The sequence below is a fragment of the Terriglobus saanensis SP1PR4 genome (assembly GCF_000179915.2).
Lineage (GTDB): Bacteria > Acidobacteriota > Terriglobia > Terriglobales > Acidobacteriaceae > Terriglobus > Terriglobus saanensis.
Map to the genome: position 1 here is coordinate 2,814,766 of NC_014963.1, position 17,511 is coordinate 2,832,276.

At 55.3% G+C, this 17,511-nt stretch carries 14 protein-coding genes and 1 pseudogene; 12 read left to right on the top strand and 3 right to left on the bottom strand.

Annotated features, from left to right (window positions below):
* Positions 1–2: 2 nt before the first annotated feature.
* Positions 3–1,625, bottom strand: a complete 1,623-nt coding sequence (locus ACIPR4_RS11510; protein ID WP_013568839.1) for a tyrosinase family protein — start codon at positions 1,623–1,625, stop codon at positions 3–5.
* A 516-nt stretch (positions 1,626–2,141) separates the two neighbouring features.
* Between ACIPR4_RS11510 and ACIPR4_RS11515 the strand changes: the two genes are divergently transcribed.
* Positions 2,142–2,924, top strand: a complete 783-nt coding sequence (locus ACIPR4_RS11515; protein ID WP_013568840.1) for a sulfite exporter TauE/SafE family protein — start codon at positions 2,142–2,144, stop codon at positions 2,922–2,924.
* Positions 2,925–3,017: 93 nt separating this feature from the next.
* On the opposite strand, the gene ACIPR4_RS11520 is transcribed toward ACIPR4_RS11515, so the two are convergent.
* Positions 3,018–3,368 carry a DMT family protein gene (locus tag ACIPR4_RS11520; protein WP_013568841.1) on the bottom strand — a complete coding sequence of 117 codons (351 nt, stop codon included), beginning with the start codon at positions 3,366–3,368 and terminating at the stop codon, positions 3,018–3,020.
* A 565-nt stretch (positions 3,369–3,933) separates the two neighbouring features.
* Here ACIPR4_RS11520 and ACIPR4_RS11525 point away from each other — a divergent pair.
* The 9 genes from ACIPR4_RS11525 (at position 3,934) to ACIPR4_RS11560 (ending at position 12,871) form a co-directional block, all read left to right on the top strand.
* Positions 3,934–4,239: a cupredoxin domain-containing protein gene (locus ACIPR4_RS11525; RefSeq protein WP_013568842.1), complete on the top strand. Its 306-nt coding sequence runs from the start codon at positions 3,934–3,936 to the stop codon at positions 4,237–4,239.
* Positions 4,240–4,277: 38 nt separating this feature from the next.
* Entirely contained in the window at positions 4,278–6,863 is a 2,586-nt protein-coding gene (locus tag ACIPR4_RS11530) for a multicopper oxidase domain-containing protein (RefSeq protein ID WP_013568843.1), read from the top strand.
* A 139-nt stretch (positions 6,864–7,002) separates the two neighbouring features.
* Entirely contained in the window at positions 7,003–7,782 is a 780-nt protein-coding gene (locus ACIPR4_RS11535) for a class I SAM-dependent methyltransferase (protein WP_013568844.1), read from the top strand.
* 12 nt (positions 7,783–7,794) lie between these two features.
* Positions 7,795–8,646: an amino acid kinase family protein gene (locus ACIPR4_RS11540; protein ID WP_013568845.1), complete on the top strand. Its 852-nt coding sequence runs from the start codon at positions 7,795–7,797 to the stop codon at positions 8,644–8,646.
* A gap of 31 nt (positions 8,647–8,677) precedes the next feature.
* Positions 8,678–9,451, top strand: a complete 774-nt coding sequence (locus ACIPR4_RS11545; protein WP_187290165.1) for an amino acid kinase family protein — start codon at positions 8,678–8,680, stop codon at positions 9,449–9,451.
* A gap of 220 nt (positions 9,452–9,671) precedes the next feature.
* On the top strand, positions 9,672–9,845 hold the full coding sequence (locus ACIPR4_RS22730) for a hypothetical protein (RefSeq protein ID WP_187290166.1): 174 nt from the start codon (positions 9,672–9,674) through the stop codon (positions 9,843–9,845).
* 14 nt (positions 9,846–9,859) lie between these two features.
* The gene (locus tag ACIPR4_RS11550; RefSeq protein WP_013568847.1) at positions 9,860–10,324 is read left to right on the top strand and encodes a (2Fe-2S)-binding protein; all 465 of its coding nucleotides are present in this window, start codon (positions 9,860–9,862) and stop codon (positions 10,322–10,324) included.
* Positions 10,325–10,463: 139 nt separating this feature from the next.
* The gene (locus ACIPR4_RS11555; RefSeq protein WP_049780863.1) at positions 10,464–12,536 is read left to right on the top strand and encodes a xanthine dehydrogenase family protein molybdopterin-binding subunit; all 2,073 of its coding nucleotides are present in this window, start codon (positions 10,464–10,466) and stop codon (positions 12,534–12,536) included.
* Positions 12,533–12,871, top strand: coding sequence for a c-type cytochrome (locus ACIPR4_RS11560; protein WP_013568849.1), 339 nt, complete (start codon positions 12,533–12,535; stop codon positions 12,869–12,871). The genes ACIPR4_RS11555 and ACIPR4_RS11560 overlap by 4 nt, the downstream gene beginning before the upstream one ends.
* A gap of 267 nt (positions 12,872–13,138) precedes the next feature.
* On the opposite strand, the gene ACIPR4_RS23085 is transcribed toward ACIPR4_RS11560, so the two are convergent.
* Positions 13,139–13,291: a low molecular weight phosphatase family protein gene (locus ACIPR4_RS23085; RefSeq protein ID WP_245536312.1), complete on the bottom strand. Its 153-nt coding sequence runs from the start codon at positions 13,289–13,291 to the stop codon at positions 13,139–13,141.
* A gap of 1,287 nt (positions 13,292–14,578) precedes the next feature.
* On the opposite strand from ACIPR4_RS23085, the pseudogene ACIPR4_RS23090 reads away from it, so the two are divergent.
* Positions 14,579–15,601, top strand: a pseudogene (locus ACIPR4_RS23090) (Ig-like domain-containing domain); the annotation flags it as partial.
* Positions 15,602–17,425: an Ig-like domain-containing protein gene (locus ACIPR4_RS11575; protein ID WP_245536522.1), complete on the top strand. Its 1,824-nt coding sequence runs from the start codon at positions 15,602–15,604 to the stop codon at positions 17,423–17,425.
* Positions 17,426–17,511: the final 86 nt, after the last annotated feature.

Below are 17,511 nucleotides of genomic sequence, written 5' to 3' on the forward strand. Positions count from 1 at the left end.
GGTCAGAGTCCCTTTCGGAAGATGCTGACTTTCCCAATCGTGATCTGGTCCTCATCTGCGATGGTCTTATTGGGCACAATCGTGACGCCCAGAGAATCGCTATCAAGAGCGCTCCCTAAGTGAAGCTTGTCCACCACTTTGGATATGTCTAAAGCAAAATTGAGGCCCTCACCACCGTGATCTCCCAACTCGAAGCTGGCGTCGGTAATGCCAAACAACCCCACGCTTCCTGCTAAAAGTTCAGGATGTTCCGCTGGCTTGGCATTTGGTGGCAAGTTGATGAAGACATTCAGGATTTGTGTGTCTCGCGTACCACGGACATTTTCTAAATTGAGAATGACCCTGTCCGGTGGAGACGAGACCGCGGCCTTTTCGAGGCTCGCTGTCAACTGACGGCGAACCTCAGGCTGGAGCCTCACAAGAGTATGCGCTCCTTCCCCCTCGACTCTCAATGGAGATAAGCTCGCGCCCACCAATTCAATGTTCTTGCCTTCCGGAACAGATGCGCTCATCTTGGATCCCTCGACTTTAATGGCCGCCCCCAGATTCACCAGTCTTTCCGCGATCACATTGACGGCTCCGCCGGGTCTGGTTAGGTCATCATAGGTATAGTCCAATTGGTTGAAATTCCCCATGTCTCGCGGGGTATAAATCCATTTGCCAATGCCCGGCCAAGGCATGACAAATTCTTGGTTCCCTCCCGCAGCGGGGCCGTTGAGCCATGTGGGGTCTGTCGGGTTTGGATTCCCGAGAGTGACGTTCCAACTCGCCCACAAACGATCGATATTGGCGTGATGCAGGTAGAAGATCGGATCAAGTCCCGCCAGAGCAGGCACACTCATGAGACCGGGAACGCTACCATCGGGAGAAGTGCCTCCGACATACACATGGACAAGATCGTGCGGATTTGCCTCCAGGTCGCCGTGTGTGCCTGAGGAATGATTAAATCCCGTTTGCGGTCCTCCAAACTCTGGCACCCGGTTATCGCCCGCGAAGATGGGTTGATTCATGGAATCTAGAGTCACGGGACCGTAGAAAAGGTCGGTCGGAATCGGCGGGTGATTTTGAATCCCAGCTTCTGTCGCAACCCAGATATTCGCTTGGTCGGCACTATTCATCGGGCCATATCGAGCAATGGGTAAGAGCGGGTTCGGGCTCCCGTTCGGCAGCGTGGGCGCCGTGAAGGCAGGTGGAATATCGTACTCCTGAGCGGGTCCAAAATAGTTCCAATAAGGCAGAGCCCACGTGGAGGGCCCACCGAGCGTTTTTATCTCCTCTCTTATCTGTGCTTCGAGCGCCAGCAGATAACCACGGTGCCATGGCAGGAAATACCAGCTTCCGTGCTGGCATTGATTCCAAAATGTTATATAGGTGGCTTTGGCCGGAAGAGGCACAATTGGAACGGCAGGCGCCCCGGGTATCTCGCTCCATGGAAAGGCTCGTGGATTCTTCAAGCTCTCCGGCGTTACATATTCGCCATGGATGGCCGCAAAAAACCACCAACTCGCGGTGTTGTCCAAGGACCGGGCCATCATTGCCTGGACTCCGATTGCGTACCAGTAAAGATCTTTGTTGTCGAAGGTTCCGCCATTCTTCCAGGCGTTACTGCGCGTAAAATCGGCCATTTTGCTCCTCCTAATTCTTCGCGGTTTGGTCTGTGTTACGACTCGGATGGCGCAGTCGGCGCGGGCTTTACCAGAGGTCGGGCAGTCCAGCAGCTATGGTCTGCGCCCGTCAACCGGTGGCTCAGAAAATACTGCGCAAGCACCTGCAAAGCAGGCTTCATCTAACAGAAGTTCGACCGATATACAGCTTCAAAGTTCGTCCAGCATTGGACCAGCAAGGGATGGGTACGGGGCCATCAAGCAAAGCAAGAAGCATGTCTTACTTCCCAGTGAAGGTCAGCAAAATACGAAATGAGAACGTCGCAAATATAGGCCCCTCCCTGTCGCGAATGCAAATTGTTTTTGCGAGCTAGCCACGATGCGGTTTCACACTCACGCACAAGACGAGGGTTAGCGCCTAAAGAACTCAGAACACGTACCAATCCGCCCAACTTGGTCGGGTCCAGAGCAGTAAAATGCGATAGGCCCACCGAACTTGACCGTGCTGAACAGGGCGAAACCTTGAGCAGCCTTCAGTTGATCTACCTCATCGCGATTTTTTTTGCGACCAGCGCCATCAGTGTGGTGACAGGAAGCACCTCCCTGATCACTGTTCCGGCAATGCTTCAGTTTCATATCGAGCCCCGAACCGCTCTGGCCACCAATATGTTTGCGCTTACTTTTCTAAGCATCGGGGCTTCGCTGCCGCTCAGTAGAGCGAAATCCGTCGATCACCAACCTATCGGTGTGCTGATGCTTTTGACGTTTGTTGGCTCAGTGATCGGAGCCATTCTTCTGCTGTTTGTTCCCGTCACCTCCCTCTCTGTGATTGTTCCCAGCGCAATGATCGGCGTGGCGCTTTTTTCCGCTTTCTATCGAAAGGCCGGCAGCGACAAGGTGGTGATTCACTCTGCCAGCAGGAAAACAATCGGCTATCTCCCCACCTTCATTCTGGGGATGTATGGGGGATTTTTCAGCGGCGGTTATGTGACGATCTTGACGGCAGTGTTCGTGACGGCGTTCGGCACCTCATTCCGAGAGGCAATTGCCACGACCAAACTGCTGAACATCTGTTCGTCGGCGATTGCAACGGCAATCTGCATGTGGCGCGGTCTCATTGATTACAGACTTGGCATCGTTCTCGGGATAACGATGTTCTTCGGAGCTACATTGGGCGCAAGATTTGTGGTGCGTCTTGCCGAGAAATGGCTGCGGAGAATCTTTCTCGGGGCTGTTTGGATACTTGGCGTAAAGGCGCTGATTTTCGATCTCCCCGGCAAACTTCATGGCCATGGCGAACCGGTGAGCACCGAACACTAGATCGCCGCGACCCGCTCTTTTGCTGGAACAGCTTGATTGACCCTAGCAAAGTAGAGTCGCGATACGGCAAGGCCACAGAATCGGAAGGATCCCTTATCCCATGGAGGGTCGGTACATGATGAGGACCATTGCAACCGCAAGAAGTACAAAGCCGAAAAGCTGAATTGCTCCCAGACGCTCCCCGAGTAAATAGTGGGAGATGAGCGCTACGCAAATAACGCCACCCGCTAAGTGAAACGAGGCCATCTGCGCGCCGCTGTAAGTGCCATAACCAAATCGCGTCGCACCCACATTGAGCACGTACTCCGGCAGCACGAGCAGCCAACTGGCACCCAACGCCATCCAGAATCCGATACTGTTTCGAAATCGTAAGTGACCAAGCCACGCCGTCGCCATCAAGGTGCTCGATGCCAACATTAAAATCGGTACGAAGATTCTCTTCACCTGATCACTTCCTCCTTACAGACGGTCTTGCCGTTTATGGAACCGTAACACGGCTTCTGACGGCCCAATAAGCTTGTGGCGTGTCAGTTCTCGGACCGTGAGCCTCGAAGGCGATGACACTCGGCAATCTGCGCAGTTTGAAGTTCGTTCCCAAAAGGGGACGGATCCGGCGATGGCGCTCCCGCCGATCGAGAATCCGTTGAGTGAATTGAAAACTCAGGTCAACGTCTCATCAATATCATCCCCACTGTTGCTCATAGGCCATGTGCTGATTCGCCATATTTGAAAAAGACTTATTCGATCTTGACTTACAAACCGAAAATCTGTAAACAGTTGCGAAGCATATAAGTAGCATTATCAGGCACACGAAAAGCATTCAGGTTAGACCTTCGCTACTTTGTTCTATTTCTTCCCACCCGGCCCACATCGATTCGATACACTTCGCCCGTTTGACGAGGATTGAGGTGCGCAATGATGACCATGGTCGCTCTGTCGAGCGCCGGTGGAAGACGCGCGCATCGTGAGTGCTTCGTCCGTTCTTCGCACTTCGATAGGAGGCACTCAGATGCCCTTCAATTGGACCATTGACATCGATTCCAATAAGCCGCAGCCACCGCTCGTCAAGTTTCATCCGAATCCTCTGACCCAGGTAGCGCCCGGCGATCAAGTCGTCTGGGCAAACAACGACGGTGTCCCGCATTGGCCCGGCCTCCTGAATTCCGACGGTTCCATTAACGAGACATACTTTATGCCTAATCAGATTGCGCCACAGTCGACGTCGGACGCGTTTTCGCCCGCGGCGGACGGGACATTGCAATACGCATGCTCTCTTCATCCGGGAGAAAAAGGAACGATCCAAGTGCAGGGATAAGACGATATTCAGGCAGGACCGCCGAGAAAGGATGACGTATGACTGGCCTCCGCTTTGTAACAGCGCAATGGAATCGATGGCCGCAGTGCAATGGGGCGGAGGTGACACCCTCTCCCAGGTCTCGCGGCATCCGCACGGTCGGTTTCGTGTGGTTTCTCTTGCTGGTCATTGTCCCTCTGGCTTACGCCCAGAATCCACAAATCGTGCCGTGCCCAACACCCGGCTCTCAGAACCTGCTTCCCATACCAGAAGTCGCGAGAACATCCGACGGCGTGTTGCGCGCGACCATTAAAAATGTCGATGGTCTGCGGACTGGGTGGGGAGCCGTTGGCGTTCCTGGCCAGTCAACAACGGACGCTCGCTGTGCAAGCCAATATATGCGCTACTACGTCGGCGAAGACACGAAGCATCCCCAACCCTGGCCTACAACCCCCGATCCTCTTCCCGGCCCCACGTTGCGCGCACGCGTGGGCGACCTGGTGGAAATCACATTCCAGAACGTGGTCAACTCCCAGCATTTTGCGAACACTCTCGATCGGGGCGAAGAGGGCTTAGGAAACACAGACGGCTGCGACGTAGTCACTGCGAACACGAATCGCCCCGATTGGATTGCGAGTAAACCTTATAGGTCGGGTGCGACCATCAAGCCTCTCAGCAACAATGCTGCGGGCTATGTTTACACCTCTACCAAAGCCGGAACCAGCGGTGCTACGGCCCCGATCTTTCCCCAAACACCAGGACAGACCGTGACGGACGGCACGGTCATCTGGACCAATCAGAACGCCCCAATCTATCCCACGGGTGGCGACTATATGCCCGATTGCCTGCATGGATCGAGCACCTCCAATCTCCATTTTCACGGCACACATACAACGCCCAGCACCACCGGAGACAACGTGTTGTTGTTCGTTCACCCAGCTCTGCGTGGCGCTAAGGGTCTCGAACCCAGTGATGCGGAAGTAAAGACCAACTTCGCGAAGATCTTCGGCGCATGCGAGAAGGATGGTTCCCCGGCAAAGTGGGAGCAAATCCCGCTTGAGTGGCGAAAGATTCAAGAAACTCTCTTGAAGAAATACGATGCTACCGCCCCGTATAAGGGACAACCGGGAAAACTGCCTCACATGATGCAGCTATGGCCTCCGAACGCGGAAGAACTTGCACAGGGACTCTGGCCGCAATTCAATATCGGTGCTTTTCCGTACTGTTTCCGACTGCCTATCTACAACCAGTCCCCATCCCCGGGCGCTCCTCCGACCCTTATGGGGCAAGCGCCGGGGACTCAGTGGTACCACGCGCACAAACACGGCTCCACCGCATTGAACGTGGCGAACGGGATGACCGGCGCGTTCATCATTGAAGGTCAGTACGATGACGACCTGCAAAAGTTTTACGGCGGCAAGTTGCATCAGGAGGTTTTGGTTTTGCAGCAACTTTCGTCGACGCCGTTCCCGGTGCTCAACGCCTCATACAGCGGAGGACCAGGGGCAGCCAGGCCACCGATCTCAGTGAACGGGAGGCGGCAACCGATCATAACGATGCAGCCCGGCGAAGTGCAGATGTGGCGCATTGTGAACGGCGATTTCCGCGACTCCGTACAGTTGGTGAGTTTCACCGCGCAAGGGTCGACACAGCCCTGCAACCAGTCGGGCGCTTCGGCGGTCATGACGCCATGCGTAAGCTGGCGACAAATCGCGCAGGATGGTGTGCAGTTCAACTTTGCAAACTACCAGAAACAAGGATCGCCCTATAACCCGTTGAATCTGTCGCCGGCCAATCGCGCCGATCTTCTAGTCAAGGCGCCCACGCAGCCCGGTACTTATATTCTTCAAGCCTCTGCGAATACTGGTTTTCCCCTACAGACCTGCGGTTCGTCGGCCCCAGCCGGATGCCAGGCGGCTCCGGATGCGGCTTACCCCTTCCCGTTGCTTACCGTAAACGTCACGGGCAATCCAATCACTCCCGCAATGGATTTCATCCAGAACCAGAGTGATTTTCCGCAACTTCCTACGTTCCTGAAAGACATTCCTGAGAACACGATCTTCACGAAGCGGACCCTGGTATTCGGCGCGGGGAATACGACTATCGATGGACAACGATTCGACCCCAACAAGGTGAACCAAGCGATGCTGCTCAACACGGCAGAAGAGTGGACGGTCATGAATCAGGCCAACGACAAGGCTCATCCGTTCCACATCCACATCAATCCCTTCCAGATCACCGAAGTTTTCGAACCCAACAGCCAAGCGGCAACCACGAAGGGGAATCCATGCTATGTGGACCCGAACGACCCATCGACCTTCAAGCCATGCCCGTCACAACAGCCCCAGGCTCCGTTCGTGTGGTGGGATACCTTCGGCATACCCACGGGCGCGCAGTTTGACATCACCACCCAATGCTCGAATTCAAATGACGTGAATACCTGTCCACAAAAGCTTCAACCCTATGCGGCCTGCGCGCAGGGGACCTGCACGGAGACAATTCCTGGCTGGTTCAGGATGCGTTCCCGCTTTGTCGACTTCACAGGTCAGTACGTGATCCATTGCCACATCCTCATTCATGAGGATCGAGGCATGATGCAACTGGTTGAGGTCGTGACTGACAAGACCCTGTACACGCACCATTGAGCGACATAAGGACGAGTTTCTTCTTGCCGAGCTTCATCTCCATGCTCGCGCGAAGCGGGCACTGTACCTGTTCTGAACAACGCTGTAGACAAATTGTAGGAGCGTTTGTAAGTCACTTCCAAGTTCAGATAAGGAACGGATGCCCGATCAAACGATGAGCTCCACTTTCGACTCCGCAGCGTCTACCTTCGAGCATCAACGTTCGCTTCCCAGGGAGGTGCCGGAAGCGATTCGTGCGGCCATATGGTCCATCACCGGCCTCTCTGGGCCAGCCCGGGTGCTCGACATCGGTGCCGGAACAGGACGAATCGGAAGAGCATTTGTCGCCGCAGGCGATTCCTACTTCGGCGTGGATACTTCCCTCGCAATGCTGCAGGAGTTTTCCATAGACGCCGTGAATTGCACTCTCACTCAGGCTGATGGAAACCATCTACCCTTCTCCGATCGCTCTTTTGACGTCGTGTTGTTGATGCAAGTCCTCAGTGGCGTGGACGACTGGACAGGGATACTCGACGAAGCCCGGCGCGTCGTGCGCGTGGGTGGGTGCGTGGTGGTCGGCCGTTCCTCCAATCCGGAGTGGGGAGTCGATACGCAGCTTAAGAAACAACTCAAACACATTCTGGAAGACATCCATCTTGCTCCTTTCCCCACGGAGCAGTCGCGACGACAGGCAATGGCCTTGTTGGAGTCTTTGGCCGCGCGGCATACCCATGCCGTGGCCGCCTCTTGGCACGTTCTCGCTACGCCGAATGCGTTTTTGCTGCGACATCGCACAGGCGCCCGGTTCGTCGCCCTTCCCCCCAATATCCAGAAACAGGCGCTTGAAAAGCTGGGCGCGTGGGCCGAGTCCACCTTTGGCTCTCTTGACGCCGAATTCGCCGAAACACGCAGCTTTGAAATAGATGTTTATGAGTTCTGAGGATGAGCATTGATGACAAACCAAACACAAAACGGTAACTCGTCCCTACACAAGCCCGGCAAACAACTCTTTGATTCGCTTTCTGATGCGCATTTGGCAAAAGTCTCGGAGCATTCATCTGACTTCACCATCCTGCCTTGGGTCAATGTGGTTAAGATTGGAGGCCAAAGCATTATGGATCGCGGTCGAGCGGCCGTATATCCGCTGGTCAGCGAGATTGTGGCGAACCTAAGCAAATACAAGATGATCCTTGGAACCGGAGCCGGTACCCGCGCGCGTCACATCTATAGCGTCGCGATTGATCTTGGCCTGCCCACTGGAGTCCTGACCGTTCTCGCGACCGCCGTTGCCTGGCAGAATGCGCAGATGCTGCACTACCTGCTTGCCCAGTATGGAATACCCTTCGTTGAGCCAGAAGGCTTCAGCACGCTGCCGCATTATCTGATGGAGCGGAATGCCGTCGTCTGCCAAGGCATGCCTCCGTACAAGCTATGGGAGCCGAATCCGGCCACAGGCCGCATTCCGCCGCAACGCACCGATACCGGATGCTTCCTCACCGCCGAAGTCTTCGCGGCACGGAAGATGATTTACGTGAAAGACGAGGACGGCCTTTATACAGCCGATCCAAAGAAAGACCGCTCTGCCAAATATATTTCACGAATCTCGGTCGAAGAGTTGCTCGCTCTTGACCTCGACGATCTGATTGTGGAGCGTGCCGTTCTTGAGTTCCTTGCCCGGTCGCGCAACATCCACGAGATTCAGTTCGTGAACGGGCTGATACCTGGCCAACTGACCGCCGCACTGAATGGCGAACCCGTAGGAACCATCATCTACAAGAATGGACATTCGAATGACCATGCATAGTTCTGGTGCTCTCCATGTGAAATCTAAATTGATGCGGGAATCCCTCGTCGATAAGCACGTCATCAGCGGCACCGACGGCCATGTATTTTCTATCCTCCCGGATGTGAATGTGATTCAGATCGGTGGACGTTCGATCATGGACCGTGGCCGGTCCGCATTGATGCCCCTCTTGGAAGAAATTGTCGCCAATCAACCCCAACATCGAATGATCATCGGAGTTGGGGCCGGTATTCGTTCTCGTCACATCTTTTCCATCGGACTGGATCTGGGACTGCCCACAGGCGCGCTGGCGACGTTGAGCGCGAAAGACGCGGCGCAAAATGCCTACATGGTTTCGTGCCTGCTGGCCCAATACGGGTTCGTGTATCTTGAGGCGCCGTTCGTCGTTCAACTCCTTCCAGCAATGCTCGCTGCCGCACGTGGTGCGGTCTTCAATGGAATCCCACCCTATGCCCTGTGGGAGCACCCTCCAGCCGTTGGCAAACTACCGCCGCACGGAAGCGATGCTGGATCCTATCTGGTGGGCGAAGTGTACGGAGCACGCAGCGTTATCTTCGTCAAAGATGTGGACGGTCTCTATGCGGATGACCCAGTGGCGAACGGCAAAGCTGAATTCATTCCGGACATCCGTGCACAAGAACTCATCGATAGAAATCTGGCTACGCTTCCCGTTGAGACGTCGGTACTGGACCTTCTACTGAAAGCCAAACTCATGAAGCAAATCCGGATCGTGAATGGCTTGAAGCCCGGCAACCTCACGCTTGCCCTCGCGGGAGAATCGGTCGGTTCGGTTATCCGACAATGATTCAGAAGCATTCAATTATTTGGAGAAATTTTGCCCCTTGGTGAAGTTGCCACCGTGTGCATCCAGAGAGACGGCGCTGCGTTATTTCTTAGCCGGCGGCATGGGGTGAGGTTGGCGTCATCGCACCCATATCACAAGCTTCCTGCCGACCATCCGGCCGAACTCGGCTGATCTCCAGCCACCACATAGGAGAATCAGCAATTTTGATTCTCCACGCAGCATGGCACAGCATATTGGGGCACAGGGCTCGTTGGATCACCTCCGCAAGAACCTCGACCTTACAAACGGCAGTTCTGTATCGTTTATTCGCCGCGCTATCCCGATGCTTCGCCGCTTCTTCCGCGCGATTGGCTGCAAACCGCTGGCAAATCCTCTATCAGTGCGTGAGGCTTAGGCCAGGAGTCGCCGATGGCTCACTTTACTCTCGAGATCAACCATCAACAACATACCGTAGATGCCGATCCGGAGATGCCATTACTCTGGGCGCTCCGTGACCTGCTCAATCTGACGGGAACAAAGTACGGTTGCGGCATCGGACTTTGCGGAGCCTGTACTGTCCACATCGACGGTGCCGCAACCCGATCCTGCCAGACTGCCGTCGCTACATTGGCGGGCAAGCAGATCATCACCATCGAAGGTCTCGGATCAAATGGCCTGCATCGGGTCCAAGAAGCGTGGATAGCTGAACAAGTTCCTCAATGTGGCTACTGCCAGCCCGGTCAGATTATGTCTGCGGCGGCATTACTCTCCGAGAATCCTCGCCCCAACGATTCCGACATCAATGACGCAATGGCTGGCAATCTTTGCCGTTGCGCCACTTACTTCCGCATTCGCAACGCCATCCATCGCGCCGCGGAGGAAACTTACGCATGAGCACGAAACCCACCTCCGTGCCAACGAAGACAGGTGGGGCGATTTCCCGCCGCACCTTCCTTACAACCTCTGCTGCGGCAGAGGAGCCCTGGTCATAGGACTCACGCTTCGCGGTCGGTTTCATCATCCTTCTTCCGAAGTGTCGAAAGATCCTTTTAACGCCTGGATCCGCATTCATCCCGACGGACAGATCCAACTCGTTTTGAACAAATCCGAGATGGGCCAGGGAGTCTTTACGGCGTTGCCCATGATCCTTGCCGAAGAGGCCGAGATCGATTTCTCGCGGATCACCGTCATTCAGGCAGACGATGCTGATGGTACCGGAGGGAGCGGTTCCGTCGCTGGTGGTTACAAGCCTCTCCGTCAGGCCGGAGCACAAGTTCGCGAGGTCATGATTGCCGCGGCTGCACGCCGGTGGGCCGTCCCCACAGCCCAATGCCGCGCTCGGAATAGTCAGATTATTGACACATCTTCAGGACGCACACTCTCTTACGCTGCCCTCGTCAAAGAGGCTCGTCGCCTTCCACTGCCTGATGCGAAGACAGTCCCGCTGAAAGATCCAAAAGATTTCTCGCTTCTCGGTCGTTCGGTCCGTCACCTCGACATCCCCCACAAGGTGAAGGGAGCAGCGCGGTTCGGCCTCGATGTTCGCCTGCCCGGAATGGTATACGCTGTCGTAGCTCAGTGCCCGTACTTTCGTGGCGAACTTGTAAGTTACGATGCCGCCAAGGCCAAAGCGATCCCCGGTGTTCTCGAAGTCTTCGATATCCCCACTGACCTGCAATCAGCAAACAAAAACACGCGAGAAGTTGCTGTAGTGGCGACCAACACTTGGGCCGCCATCCAGGGCCGCAACGCGTTGGCGACCGAATGGAAGTCGGGTCAGTATCATGACGAATCTACTGAAACCCTCACCACGCAGTTGCGAGCCGCACTTGACGCTCCGGAATACTGGAACTCGACCAATACCGAGCTCAATCCCGATATCGTCCCTGCCGCCAAACGTCTTGAAGCCATTTACGAGTTCCCTTTCCTTGCTCACGTCACCATGGAACCGATGAACATCACGGTCAGCCTCGAAGGAGGCCGTTGCGAAATATGGTCTCCGACACAGGCAGGAGAAGGTACCCGGGAGACTGCCGCTAAACTCCTCGGTATCGATAAAAAGAATGTCACCGTCCATGTAACCTTCATGGGTGGGGGTTTCGGTCGCCGCTTCGGCGCACCTTTCGATCACCAGGCCATCCATATCGCTCGGAGTGTCCGACGCCCCGTCCAGCTTATCTGGACCCGAGAAGACGACTTCACGCATGATCGCTACCGTCCTGCAGGCATGCATCGTCTCCGCGCTGGCATCGATCAAGAAGGAACTCTGGTTTCGTGGACGGATCGTCTAGTCGACACCACTATCATCGGCCAAGGCGACCCCAAACAAGCTCAGCTCTTTGAACTCGGCGGAGCCCTCGATCAACCTTATCCGGCGCAACATTTTCGAATATCCTATGTGCCCATCGATAGCGGCGCCACTCGCGGGGCGTGGCGCGGCGTCGAAATATCCTTCAATGTCTTTGCTGTCGAAAGTTTCATCGATGAACTTGCTCACCTCGCAGGACAAGATCCCTGTCTCTATCGCCGCCGTCTATTTGAGAACACCGCCGCTCAGACCCGCACTCCGAGATCGAACTTCGATGGGGCGCTCGCCGATCCCAAGCGCATGATAGAAATGCTCGACCTGACAGCAGAGAAGGCCGCCTGGGGTAAGCCGCTCGGTGTCCATCGTGGGAGAGGTATATCCTGTTTCTTCTCGAAGACCACCTATCTCGCTCAGGTTACGGAAGTCACGGTCAAGAAGGGCAACATAAGCGTTGACCGCGTTGTCACGGTGGTCGATCCGGGTACGGTCATTAACATGAATGGCATCCGTGCACAAATTGAGGGTGCCATCCTCATGGGCCTGAGCGCCACTCTCAAGGAACGCATCACCGTCAAAGACGGCATGATTCAGCAACAGAACTTCAATAGTTATGACCTGCTGAGAATGCCTGATACACCGCACCTCGAGACCCACCTCGTCGAAGGAGGCCGTCTTCCCGGAGGGATCGGTGAACCGCCGCTTGCCCTTATCGCTCCCAGCGTTGGAAATGCGATCTTCGCCGCGACTGGAAAACGCCTGCGTAAATTGCCCCTGCAACTTGACGAGGTATCTTCATGAAAGAGATCTCGCTCTCTTTGCTAGATGCATTCTTGGCCTCACTTCTCTTTCTCGCTATTTCGGTTCCGCAGGCGGTGGTCTCCCAAGAGTCCGCGCCGCCGACTGTTACCAACGGCAAGCGCGTGTTCAACCGATCCTGTTCTGCCTGCCATGACACGAGCGGCGTAACCGCGAAGTCTGGTCCCGAACTCAAGAACTACTATCGCCGCCAACCTCGTCCAGCCGATGCCACGGTGCGCGCGATCATTCAGCAAGGAAAAGGCAAGATGCCCGCCTTCAACACTCTCAGCAAGGCGCAGACCGGCGATCTGGTGGCCTACCTCAAAACACTTTAGCGCTCCTGGCTATTTCAGCGAATGTCCAAGTCGTAGAACAAGAGCAAAGTTCGTGGAGCGGACTTACCTAACGCCCCAGGTTCTCAACGTCGATCAAGGTTTGTACCCTGTCCCTTACCTCGTCACGAATCGACTTTACCTCTTCTACGGGCAGTCCCTTTGAATCACGCAGTGGCCAGTCGTCCCGTCGCAAGCCGGGCACGTAGGGGCATTTGTCTCCGCAACCCATGGTAATGAGCAACGAAGCACCCTCCGCGCGTTCCTGTGTCAGCTTCTGAGGTTTCGCTCCACCCAGATCGATGCCACCTCCTGCATCACAGTCAGGACTTCCGGATGCACACGCAAGCCGGGTTCTGTTCCGGCGGAGATACCCTCCGCATTCGCCGGGTCGGCGAGACGGTTGAAGAATGCCGCCGCCATTGGGAGCGACCAGCATTGTGAACGCAGGCGAAGATTATCTTCTTCATATTGTTTCCTTCGAGATCCGTTCCATCCGAACAGCTCGGATCAGCAACCTTAGTACTTTCTTGATAGAGGCTTGATGGCATAGACCTTCACACTCGCGGCAGCGGCGTTCACGTCATACTGCGAGAGAAGGGCGGTACGGTCGCCGTGCAGCGAAGTCTCATCAGGCGTTGGGACACAGCAAGGGGATTCGACGATCTGTAGCGGATTCGCCGATGGTGATGAACTGGAATGCGCTGCTGTCCTGCATGCTGCCCTCCTTTGGCGTGATGTTGCGGTAAAGGTTTTGGAGCGAACACGCTTCCCTGTCCGCTCCGATAGGAGGGAATCTGGGCTATCTGTGTATGTGCTTGTGCGGGTCGAAGGCTTCCGCGAAGCCCTGCAAGCGAAGGTTGTTGTCCCATGTCGCAGCTAAGCGCTGGTGCTGCAGATGCAACTCGACAAAACTAATAAGCTAGGCCCGATAGGTATCGCGACCATAATGACCGACGGCGATACCCACCGTTTTAGCACTTCACTTTTCATAAATACGCATCTTGTAAGACCGCGATATCTTCACTGTCTCATCAGTAAAACGATCAATCAATGAAAGAGCTAAGATTCTTGGGCCTACTTACCCCGTTGATCTAAAGGGAGATTCGGTTACCGTAACTCACCGGATAGGTATAGTCCTGGCCGTTTACTAGAGATACAGATTCACTAACGCCGCTTAGCCCTGTCACCCATAGTTCCGGAGCTAGAATAGTTTTTGGTTTCAAGGCATAGGTCTCTATAAGCAAGGTAACTGAGAGGAACGACACCTGAAGCAGCTTCGGCTAGTTCTAACGGGTGGACCGGCATTCTGGCTAATGCTCATTTTTATTTGATGTATTTTTCTTACTGTGCATTGAGGGAACAATCTTGCCATTAGCGTCGAAAGACACATAAGAACGAATTCGGATTTTGCTTTCTTAATAACCGACCGATAGTTGTAGGAGGTTAGCGATAGTTGTAGGCGCGCTGCTGCGAGTACAGCGAAAGACTTGAATCTAGAGGATATTACATAATGTCGGTGAAAAAATTACACCGTATCTTACACGTGTAGGCATTAATGTCCCCTAAAACGGAGATATGTTGCTCAGACTTCGCCAGTGTGGGAAGAATACATTTAGAATTCATTACCTACGTTAATTCTTGTAACCGTACAAAAGAGCACACGCGGTATCGAAGGTAATACGCACGGGTTTGATCATGAGGTACTAAATGCGCACTCGCAGGCTTGGATTTGTAGCTTCCCTTACGGCTTTGGTTTTTGTGTTTTTGGGTGGATGTGGTAAAGAGAAGGCGGCGACTGTCTCGCCTTCTGTAACTTCGACTGTGCCGGTCGCAGGAGCGACCGGCGTTCCGGTGAACCAGGTTATCTCGGCTACGTTCAATGAGTCGATGAACCCATCTACCATTACCGGAACAACGTTTCTTGTGACGGGACCCGGGGCGACCGCGGTTGCCGGCACCGTGTCTTAGACCGCTGCGGGATCCGTGGCCTCCTTCGCTCCAGCAGCAAATCTTGCATTCAATACGACTTACACGGCGACAATCACAACCGCGGTGACAGATATGATTGGCGTTCAGCCGTCGGCAAACTACACCTGGAGCTTTACAACGGCTACGCAGCCGACGGTGGTCGCAACCGTGCCCGCAAATGGCGCGACAGGTGTGCCGATCAATCAAGTTCTCGCGGCGACGTTCAGCAAGGTGCTGAATCCGGCGACAGTCAATGCCACCACTTTCCTTCTGAATGGACCAAATGGGACCACTGTAGCTGGAACTGTTGCGTATAACGCGACGGGTTCGGTGGCTTCATTCATCCCGAGTGCGGCATTGACGTACAACACGATTTATACGGCCACGCTTACGACCGGTGTCACTGATTCAACCGGCGATCCGTTGGCTGGGAACTATACCTGGAGCTTCACGACCGCAGTGCAGCAGCCTGTGGTTCTTTCGACCGTGCCGCTCAATGGCGCCACGGGGGTGGCGCTCAACCAGGTGCTGAGCGTGACGTTCAGCCATACGATGAATTGCGCGACGCTTACATCGCCGGCAACCAGCTTTGTGGTCACCGGTCCTGGCACGACAGCGGTCGCGGGCACGGTTACTTGCTCAGGCACAGGAGCCGCCTTCACTCCGTCCGCCGACCTTGTCGTCAACACCGTGTATACGGCCACGATCACGACCGGAGCCCAGTCTCAAGGGGGCGCTCCGTTAGCCACCAACTACGCATGGATGTTTAGAACGCTTCCGGCGCCAACGCCGCCAACGATCATTTCGACAGTTCCTGCGAATCTGGCAGTGAATGTGCCGATCAACCAGGCTCTCAGCGCCACCTTCAGTGTGGCCATGACACCTGCCACGATCAACGCGACTACCTTCACGCTCACTGGACCGGGAGCCACTCCCGTGACGGGAGCAGTCGCCTACGTCGCCGCGGGTTCCACTGCGACTTTCACCCCGTCGGCAAGCCTTGTGCCGAACACGCTGTATACGGCTACGATCACCGCCGGGGCACAGAATCTGGCCGACACTCCGTTAGCCCAGAACTATGTCTGGACTTTCACTACCGGAGCAACGGTCGTTGTACCACCTACCGTAATTTCGACCAATCCCTTGGCCGGAGCTACGAACGTGCCGGCCAATCAAGCGGTCAGCGCCACGTTCAGCGTTCCGATGAATCCATCCACGATCAACTCGACAACCTTTATGCTGACGGGGCCGGATACCACGCCCGTCGCCGGTTTGGTTGCTTACGCGGCCATTGGAAATACGCTGACGTTCAACCCGACAGCGAATCTTTTGCCCAACACTCTGTATACGGCGACGATCACGACCGGAGCGCAAAATCTCGCGGGCACCGGCTTGGCTAGTAACTATGTCTGGACCTTCACCACCGGTGCGCCGATCGTTGTCCCGCCGGAGATTGTTTCGACGTTACCCGTAAATGGTGCCATTAACATTCCACTGACACAGGTTGTAAGCGCAACCTTCACTAAGGCAATGAATCCGCTGACGATCACCGACGCCACCTTCCAGCTTACGCAGGGTGGAGATGCGGTGGCCGCCACATTGACATATGACGCAATCACGTTCACAGCCACTCTCACACCCACGGTCGCATTACTCCCCAGTACCAGCTACATTGCAACGGTAACTTCCGGAGCAACGGATCTTGCAGGAAATCCTCTGGGGACCACAGGAGCGGCGAATCCTTGGACATTTACGACTGCTGCGGCCATTGTGCCGCCGCCGATCGTTCTTGGTCCGACCATCTCGCTCTTTGGAGGGTTTGGTGGTGGCGCCGGAATCACGAATCAGGGACTCCTATCGGCCATCAATAACGGAAATATCGGAACCACAGGTGCGTCGTCGCTCATCACCGGATTTCACGACGATAGCGTTGTGACTCTTACTGGTGTCAATGCGTGCACCTATACGGAGTCTCCGTTGAACGTAGCACTTGTGGGAGCGACGGCGACGACACCGGGAACGGGGCTCACCACGATCTTTACAGCCCCTGGCTCCAGCCAGCCCACGACGGCTTGCCCGAATGAGGGAACCGCCACTACCTTCGCCACCGCGACCCAGGCCGCGCTGGAAGCCCAGGCAGCCTACAACACACTGCAGGGTCTTCCTCCAGGGATCACGCTGTCGAATACCGAGCTTGGCAATCGTACCCTGGCTCCTGGCACTTACACCTCCGCAACCTTCTACAACATCACGCAAGGTCCGCTGACTCTCGACGCTCAAGGCGATGCCAATGCGTACTGGATCTTCCAGATGGGATCGTCTCTCCAGGTGGGCACGCCTACGGAATCCCAAAGCGTTGTTCTGATCAACGGTGCCCAGGCAAGCCATGTCTTCTGGGCGGTAGGTGGTCTTCCTGGCGCGGTCATCAACTACGGAGGAGGCGGAACGATGGTAGGAACCGTCATTTCGTCACCGGGAATCACGATTTCAAGTCCCGGAGTTGCCGCCATAACGACCATCAACGGCAGAGTGATCGCTTTGAACGCGTCGATCACAATGGTCAACACGGTTATCAACGTCCAGTAAGCTGCACCGCAGCCGCCTTCGAAAGAGGGTGATTGCGGGCCACGCAAGGGAAGACGTTTGAGGCTGAACGGGACCATGAGATTCAG

Excerpts from the sequence above, each read along its gene's own strand:
- ACIPR4_RS11510 (WP_013568839.1), bottom strand. The coding sequence starts at position 1,625 with ATGGCCGATTTTACGCGCAGTAACGCCTGGAAGAATGGCGGAACCTTC.
- ACIPR4_RS11525 (WP_013568842.1), top strand. The coding sequence starts at position 3,934 with ATGCCCTTCAATTGGACCATTGACATCGATTCCAATAAGCCGCAGCCA.
- ACIPR4_RS11530 (WP_013568843.1), top strand. The coding sequence starts at position 4,278 with ATGACTGGCCTCCGCTTTGTAACAGCGCAATGGAATCGATGGCCGCAG.
- ACIPR4_RS11535 (WP_013568844.1), top strand. The coding sequence starts at position 7,003 with ATGCCCGATCAAACGATGAGCTCCACTTTCGACTCCGCAGCGTCTACC.
- ACIPR4_RS11540 (WP_013568845.1), top strand. The coding sequence starts at position 7,795 with ATGACAAACCAAACACAAAACGGTAACTCGTCCCTACACAAGCCCGGC.
- ACIPR4_RS11545 (WP_187290165.1), top strand. The coding sequence starts at position 8,678 with ATGCGGGAATCCCTCGTCGATAAGCACGTCATCAGCGGCACCGACGGC.
- ACIPR4_RS22730 (WP_187290166.1), top strand. The coding sequence starts at position 9,672 with ATGGCACAGCATATTGGGGCACAGGGCTCGTTGGATCACCTCCGCAAG.
- ACIPR4_RS11550 (WP_013568847.1), top strand. The coding sequence starts at position 9,860 with ATGGCTCACTTTACTCTCGAGATCAACCATCAACAACATACCGTAGAT.
- ACIPR4_RS11560 (WP_013568849.1), top strand. The coding sequence starts at position 12,533 with ATGAAAGAGATCTCGCTCTCTTTGCTAGATGCATTCTTGGCCTCACTT.
- ACIPR4_RS23085 (WP_245536312.1), bottom strand. The coding sequence starts at position 13,291 with ATGGCGGCGGCATTCTTCAACCGTCTCGCCGACCCGGCGAATGCGGAG.
- ACIPR4_RS11575 (WP_245536522.1), top strand. The coding sequence starts at position 15,602 with ATGTTTAGAACGCTTCCGGCGCCAACGCCGCCAACGATCATTTCGACA.